Genomic DNA, 6696 nt, shown 5'->3' with positions numbered 1-6696 from the left:
AGCGACATTAATCATAACACAAATCGGTATTCACTATGGATTTTTTATATGTTCAATTTCAGTTTACAATTAACCAGTTTAATTGGAATTTCAGTGGCCATCATACATGGAATCGATGCGGAAAAGAAAAGCACTTCAGATACGCAAGTAATAGCAACCAACATGCGAACTTCAAAGCTTAATTTCGTTACTAAAACGGCCGGTAAGAACATTTCCGCAATACCCAAGGATAAGGCTTTTGCTACTAAGAACGGTTCTTCAAAGCCCGTGATCCAAGTAAACGGATACAAGGTGTAGGCCAAAATATTAAACACCGGTGTATTATTGGCAATAACAATCCCCAACACGCCAATCGACATGAGGGAAGGCGCAATTTTTAACGCCAATACGAGACCGTCGCGCAAATGATGATATGTACCGGTTACGATACCGTCTGCTTTTGAACTGGCTTCCATGGCTTCTTCGAAAGCAACTTTGAATTTATCATGGACAACGACACGTTCAACTTCACCTTGTACATCGTTATAATAGGTGTCCGGCTTTTTACTGATAGGATAAATACGAGCGGTTACAGCCGTAACAAGGAAAGTAACAACAACGGTGGCCCAGAAATACAAGTTCCAGACGTCCAACAAATTAAGTGTTTTGGCAACAATAATCATAAAAGTAGCCGATACGGTGGAGAAACCGGTGGCAATAACAACAGCTTCTTTAATGGTATAACGACCTTCTTTAAAAACGCGATTAGTGATTAAAAGAGCTACCGAATAACTACCTACGAACGAAGCTACGGCGTCAATGGCGGAGCGTCCCGGCGTTTTCCAAAGCGGTCTCATAACAGGACGCATGAACACACCGACGAATTCCATCAAACCGTAGTTAATGAGTAAAGCCAAGAATACGACCCCAATCGGTACAATCGTAATAACCGGCACTACGATTTTAGAATAAATAAATGGAATCGTGCCCTTATTCATCAAAAATTCCGGACCATATCCGGTCAATGCCATGATAATAAACGGAATCCCCAAGATATTTAACAGTGAAAACACCGTAGTCGTTGTATTCTTATTCCACGTCTTTTTAATAAACGGCAGCACAGCCCCCAGAATAACGAATAAGGCACCGTATACCGGTTGGAAATACGGAGTATGCAAAGGCACCGCGATTTTCAGTGGTACGTTAACGGTTGCCCATCATATTATCCAGCACGATACGATAGTCATCCAAAGAAATGTAAGTGAACTGTAATTTGCCCACAACGTCACCGGCAGCCCAGATATTAGGTACATTGGTGCGTAAGTGTTCATCCGTTTCAATCGCACCGCGACTAGTCATTTTAATGCCTGCTTTTTCAGCTTGGAGCTCATCCGTATTCGGACGACGACCGGTGGCAATAAGAACAGCATCGCCGGCCAATTCTTTAGAAGCACTGTCAGCAGTATAGCTTACCACTCCGTCCTTAACAGCCGTAATAGCCGCACCGGTGATTACTTCAACGCCTTTAGCGCTGAGTACTTCTCGAATTGCTTCTACGATATCTTCGTCTTCACGTGGTAAGAATTCAGGAGCATCTTGAATAATCGTGACTTTGCTGCCGAATTCTGCAAACATGGAGGCAAATTCCAAACCGATATAACCGCCGCCTACGATAGTAAGGCGTTCAGGCAATACGTCTAAATCCATGAGCGTCTGAGAAGTATATAATTTATTGCCCGCTTGAAGTTCGCCGGTCTGAGGATCACGAACGCCTTCAATATTCGGAATGACCGGAGTTGAACCGGTGTTAATTAAGAACTGTTCAGCGGTCAAAGTTAAGTCGCCATTGGCAGTTTTAACATTAATTGTTTTAGCATCAACAAACGAGGCTACGCCGTCGATTACTTCAGCACCGGCCTGAACTACATTATTATAATTGGCTTGATTCAACGCAGCAGTTAACTGACGTTTGCCTTCGATGGATTTTTTAAAGTAAGCAGCTTTTTCAGCAAAACCGGAGTCAGGCGCCAAAGCTGCATCGGTAACCAAACGTTTGGAAGGGATACAGCCTACATTAATACAAGTACCGCCATACATAAAAGCGTCTTTTTTCAATTAAAGCCACTTTTTTTACCGGATTTTGCTAATTTACCGGCCAATGTTTTGCCGGCCTTACCGAAGCCGATTACAATTACATCATACGTTTTCATCTTATGCCTCCTTAATAACTGAGTTTAACATTCAATTAATGGTATACATTATAAAATTCTTAAATATCTATCTTATACTATTTAATTATATCACACTGCACGCAAAAGACGGCAATATCATATCGGCTTTTTTTCAAAAAAATTGTAATTACTTTTGCTGTAATGACTCTCCCTATTATTCTTTCATAGCCGTTATTATCAATATTCTTGTCAATCTTTCAATGCATATAAAAGAACCCCGTCCAATCAAGTAAAGTAGCTTTCTTATCGATAAGCTCTCTCATGAATGGAAACAGGGGTTCTCATCTTATTTATCTAATTTTTTATGCCTCAGCCGAGCAATCGTTGTTAGCAACCTCTGCATCACGAGCGGTTTGTGCTTCCGCATCTTCGATAATCGACGCCAAACTGATACTCTTCAACTCTTTTTCAAGGGCATTTTGAATCTGATCTAAACGCCCGTCGAGGACGCTATGAATATGACTGCCTACCGGACAGTCTTGAGCCGGGTTTTCATGAAAACTGAAAAGACGACCATTATCCAAAGATTCAACGGCGTTGAAAATGTCTAACAGAGTAATCTCAGATGGGCACTTGGCAATTTTAATGCCCGATGTTCCCTGACGGGAATCGATTAGACCGTGGGCTTTCAACATGAGAACAATATTCCGAATAATTACGGGATTAACATTGATGCTGCTTGCTAAAAACTTACTGGTCACTTTATATTTCTTTTCTGCAATAGCGATACAAGTAAAAATATGGACCGCTATAGTAAAACGACTGGATACTTGCATGTACATGCCTCCTATAAATTGTAATGTGTACTATTACAATTTAAATTATATCACGAATACGCCGAATTTACTATAACAATGCAAAAAATAAAAATGTATAATTATTTACCTACTACGCTGATACGCTGCCGAATGTGGTTACCTTTTTCGATTTCATCAACCATTGCGAGTGCATAATCAGCATAACTTACAACACTTTCACCACGATTGTTAACAGTAAATTCTTCACCGGCTAAGATATATTCACCAGTACGAGCACCATCTGCTTGGAAATCAGCAGCAGGGCTTACAAAAGTCCATTTAACATCATTGCGTTTGCGAAGTTCTACCAATTCATCTGTCTGAGCTTTTGCTGACGGATAATATTCTTTTGGAAATTCCGGAGTATCCAACAATTGAAGGCTATGTTCTTTATTCATGAACAAGCTGCCCGCACCGCCGACTACCAACAAACGCGTATCCGTATTGGCTACCGCATCAGACAAATGCATCAAAGATTTAGTGTGTAGTGGCAATGTGTCCGGCGTAAAAGCACCAAAAGCATCAACTACCGCATCAAAGCCTTTTAAATCGTCTTTAGTAATATCAAAAATATCTTTCTGAACAAAATTCTGAGCTTCCGATTTGTTTTCGCTACGAGCAAAGCCTGTTACGTCAAAACCACGACGAACAGCTTACGCTACTACCAAACGACCTACTTTACCATTCGAACTTACAACTGCGATTTTCATAATGAACCTCTCTTTTCTGCCTCTATGGGCCCTAACAGTATTAAAACTACTAAAAAAACTCTTTTAATGTGTAAAATTCATTTTAATGTTTAACTTTTCTAATTAATGTTTAGTTGCTTGTTAAAGATTTTCATTTCTTGTAACCACTCAACTTACATGTTTATTATATTATCTTTAAGTTGTAACGTCAAGTGTTACATTTTAACTTTTACAAAAATTTTTCCCATCCTACATAATCCCTCTATCAACACTGTTCAAAACCCCCGTAATTACACAAACTCAACCTAATTGGCATAAAAAATGAGCTTGGCATCTACACCAAGCTCATTCTACAAATCCGTTAATCGGACTTTTCACTATTCAATTTAGCTTACGCTTCTTCATCAGGCGAAGCTGCTTTACGACGACGTTTCCAAATAAGTGCCGCAGCCACAACCAAAATAACACCGGCAATTTCAATTAACCGTTCATAACCTGTGATGTACGGCTGTAATAAAGGTTCCGCCGTAACCATTTCAGCGGCTACCCACGCGAGCAAGCTACCGCCCGCCCACAAGATAATCGGATATTTATTGATGATGCGTGCCAATAAACGGGAACCGTAAATTAAGAGCGGTACGGTAATCAACATACCTACAATAACGAGTTCCAAGTGACCTTTCGCCGCGCCGACAACGCCGATAACATTGTCGATACTCATCATAGCATCAGCTACGATAATAGTAATAATTGCACCGCGCAAGGAGTCCTTACTTTCGATATTCGCATCATCGTCATCGCCAACGAGCAGATGGAAGGCAATCCATAAGAGCACGAGACCGCCTACAAAGTGGAGCCCCGGAATGTATTCCAAAGCTTCAACTAAAATAGTGGCAAAAATAAGTCGCATTGCGATGGCCCCGAAGGTCCCCCACATAATAGCTTTTTCACGATACTTATCTTCCAATTTACTTACGGCCATGCCGATAACCACGGCATTATCGCCGGCCAGCAAAATATCGACCACGATAATTTTACCAATCATAATCCATGTAGCTAACTCTAAAAATTCCATATATTTTTTCCTTTAACTTTATTTTACGTAATATACCCGATTTTCTCTGCGGGGTGCTGCCTTAGGCATTTCGCCGTCAATATAACCGAGGACACAATGGCCGATGCCTTCGTAATCCCCTTCAATCCCTAATGACGCCAAAAGTTCTTTGCCTTCCGGTGATTCAAACTCTTCTTTGGCACGATGAATCCAGCAACTACCAAGTCCCAACGCATGAGCGGCGAGCATGAGATTTTGCATAACCAGCGAACCGTCACATACATAAGGTGGCCGTTCTTTTGACGCCAATACCACCAGCACTACCGGTGCATTATAAAACGGATCACTTTCGGTACCGAAAATCTTGGCATTCATCGCCGATAAGCGGTCCCGAACTTCTTTATTCGTTACGGCCACAATAATGGCCGATTGTTTCCCCATACTGCTAGGCGCATACAGACCTGCATCAATAATCTGATCTATTAATTCCGCAGGCACCGCATCCGACTTAAAACTACGAACACTCCGTCTAGTTTTTAACAGTTGTATCAAATGTTCTGCATCATGCATAATAATCCCTCGCTTTACATGATTATACTAGAATTAATTCCTATCGCTTACAACTTCCATATACAAACAGGAAGTAAATTCTATCTCATAGATATATTATAATAAGAATTTAGCCTGACAGCAAACAAAAATTGACAAAATTTGTCCACTCAAGTAAAGGTTTTTTCTTCTCACAGGAAATTACAGGACATTGTCTTCTCAATATCCGTTTTTAAAGTACAAATCGTATAGTAACGGAACAACTAATCAGCTACAAAGAAAACGAGGCAATACATTACATATCGCCTCGTTCAGTATTCATAGTTAAGCCTTGAGCTACGAGTATTCTATTTTAACCACCCTTGGGCCCAATCAATAATCTGCAATTATCCCTGATAATCTTTGATATTGTCTGCTACCATGGCGGCCTTGAATTCATGCACTTCATAAGTGGCTCCGCCAAATGGCTGATATACATCTTCAGACAAAATAGCATCCAACTCCGCTCGAGTTTCAATGCGTAATATTTCGGCTTTACCATCATCGATGGGATCATACATACAGCTTTTTTTCGTAAACATAAGCGCCCTCCTCAATTAAATAATCTCGTATACCGGCCGATAGCTCATTAGAAAAAGCTCGACTAGATGTGTAAAAAAAGGGGAACCAGCCAAAGCGGCGGATTCCCCCGACATTAATATTACGTTAATACACATATCGCAGTAATCCCTTTAGCAATACGCCAGTCAATATTTTTGAAGTGATTTCCTTCATTCGTTTCAAAAGTCACATCTATTTTTCGCGTCTTTAGATAATCAACAATAGCTTCCGTATTTTCCTGCACTGTTTTAAGAATTGCGTGCTTGGTTTTAGCTTCTTTATCGCCTAATGAGAAATATAATTTTTCCGGTGCACGTTTCATCTCATGCGTGGCCACATATTCTTTAAAATCCGGATACCAGAATGAACTAGACATGCAAGCGGCTCGATCAAACGCATCACATGCATAAAGCGCATATAAAGCAAATAACCCGGCCATGGAATAGCCTGCAATATATATTTTTGTTGCCGTTCCTTCAATCAAACTTTTTGCTTTAGGCAACGCTTCATTCAGTAGCCATTCCAAATACTGAGGAGCACCACCGGTAAAAGGCGGTTCGTATTTTGAAATAGACGGGATTTCCCAAGGCGACAACTCCGCATTCCACTCAAGTTTGCTGATAACAAGAAGGTTTATATCAAAATCACCCATTTTCTGCAGTTCAGCCACTACACCGGTACTGTCATCTTCAAACATATTCAGTACAACTAACGGTTGATTGGGCTGCTTTGCTTTATATAAAATTATGCTTTTACCTGATATTGTAAAACTCTCTTTCACGGTTTCACGCCTTCCC

General features: G+C 40.6%; 7 protein-coding genes and 1 pseudogene. All 8 read right to left on the bottom strand.

Features of this window, described 5'->3' with window-relative positions; translation table 11 throughout:
• Positions 1–44: 44 nt before the first annotated feature.
• The 8 genes and pseudogenes from EO126_RS09955 to EO126_RS09920 all read right to left on the bottom strand — a co-directional run bounded on the left by EO126_RS09955 (position 45) and on the right by EO126_RS09920 (position 6680).
• Positions 45–1157 carry a YjiH family protein gene (locus tag EO126_RS09955; RefSeq protein ID WP_206168773.1) on the bottom strand — a complete coding sequence of 371 codons (1113 nt, stop codon included), beginning with the start codon at positions 1155–1157 and terminating at the stop codon, positions 45–47.
• Positions 1158–1182: 25 nt separating this feature from the next.
• On the bottom strand, positions 1183–2094 hold the full coding sequence (locus tag EO126_RS09950; RefSeq protein WP_206168772.1) for a dihydrolipoyl dehydrogenase family protein: 912 nt from the start codon (positions 2092–2094) through the stop codon (positions 1183–1185).
• Between the two features lie 418 nt (positions 2095–2512).
• Complete coding sequence (locus tag EO126_RS09945) at positions 2513–2986, bottom strand: Rrf2 family transcriptional regulator (protein ID WP_127008728.1); 474 nt, start codon at positions 2984–2986, stop codon at positions 2513–2515.
• A 101-nt stretch (positions 2987–3087) separates the two neighbouring features.
• Positions 3088–3645 (bottom strand): annotated as a pseudogene (locus EO126_RS09940) (NAD(P)-dependent oxidoreductase); the annotation flags it as partial.
• 442 nt (positions 3646–4087) lie between these two features.
• The gene (locus tag EO126_RS09935) at positions 4088–4771 is read right to left on the bottom strand and encodes a TerC family protein (RefSeq protein ID WP_006556176.1); all 684 of its coding nucleotides are present in this window, start codon (positions 4769–4771) and stop codon (positions 4088–4090) included.
• An 18-nt stretch (positions 4772–4789) separates the two neighbouring features.
• Positions 4790–5320, bottom strand: a complete 531-nt coding sequence (locus EO126_RS09930) for a nitroreductase (protein ID WP_127008726.1) — start codon at positions 5318–5320, stop codon at positions 4790–4792.
• A gap of 365 nt (positions 5321–5685) precedes the next feature.
• Positions 5686–5880, bottom strand: coding sequence for a YciI family protein (locus EO126_RS09925; protein ID WP_127008724.1), 195 nt, complete (start codon positions 5878–5880; stop codon positions 5686–5688).
• A 119-nt stretch (positions 5881–5999) separates the two neighbouring features.
• Positions 6000–6680, bottom strand: coding sequence for an alpha/beta hydrolase (locus EO126_RS09920; RefSeq protein ID WP_127008722.1), 681 nt, complete (start codon positions 6678–6680; stop codon positions 6000–6002).
• Positions 6681–6696: the final 16 nt, after the last annotated feature.

The sequence above is a fragment of the Veillonella seminalis genome, assembly GCF_003992065.1.
GTDB classification, from domain to species: domain Bacteria; phylum Bacillota; class Negativicutes; order Veillonellales; family Veillonellaceae; genus Veillonella_A; species Veillonella_A seminalis.
This window is presented reverse-complemented; position numbering and strand designations above follow the sequence as displayed.

Coding starts and splice junctions, on each gene's coding strand:
- EO126_RS09935 (WP_006556176.1), bottom strand. CDS start 4,771: ATGGAATTTTTAGAGTTAGCTACATGGATTATGATTGGTAAAATTATC.
- EO126_RS09945 (WP_127008728.1), bottom strand. CDS start 2,986: ATGCAAGTATCCAGTCGTTTTACTATAGCGGTCCATATTTTTACTTGT.
- EO126_RS09925 (WP_127008724.1), bottom strand. CDS start 5,880: ATGTTTACGAAAAAAAGCTGTATGTATGATCCCATCGATGATGGTAAA.
- EO126_RS09930 (WP_127008726.1), bottom strand. CDS start 5,320: ATGCATGATGCAGAACATTTGATACAACTGTTAAAAACTAGACGGAGT.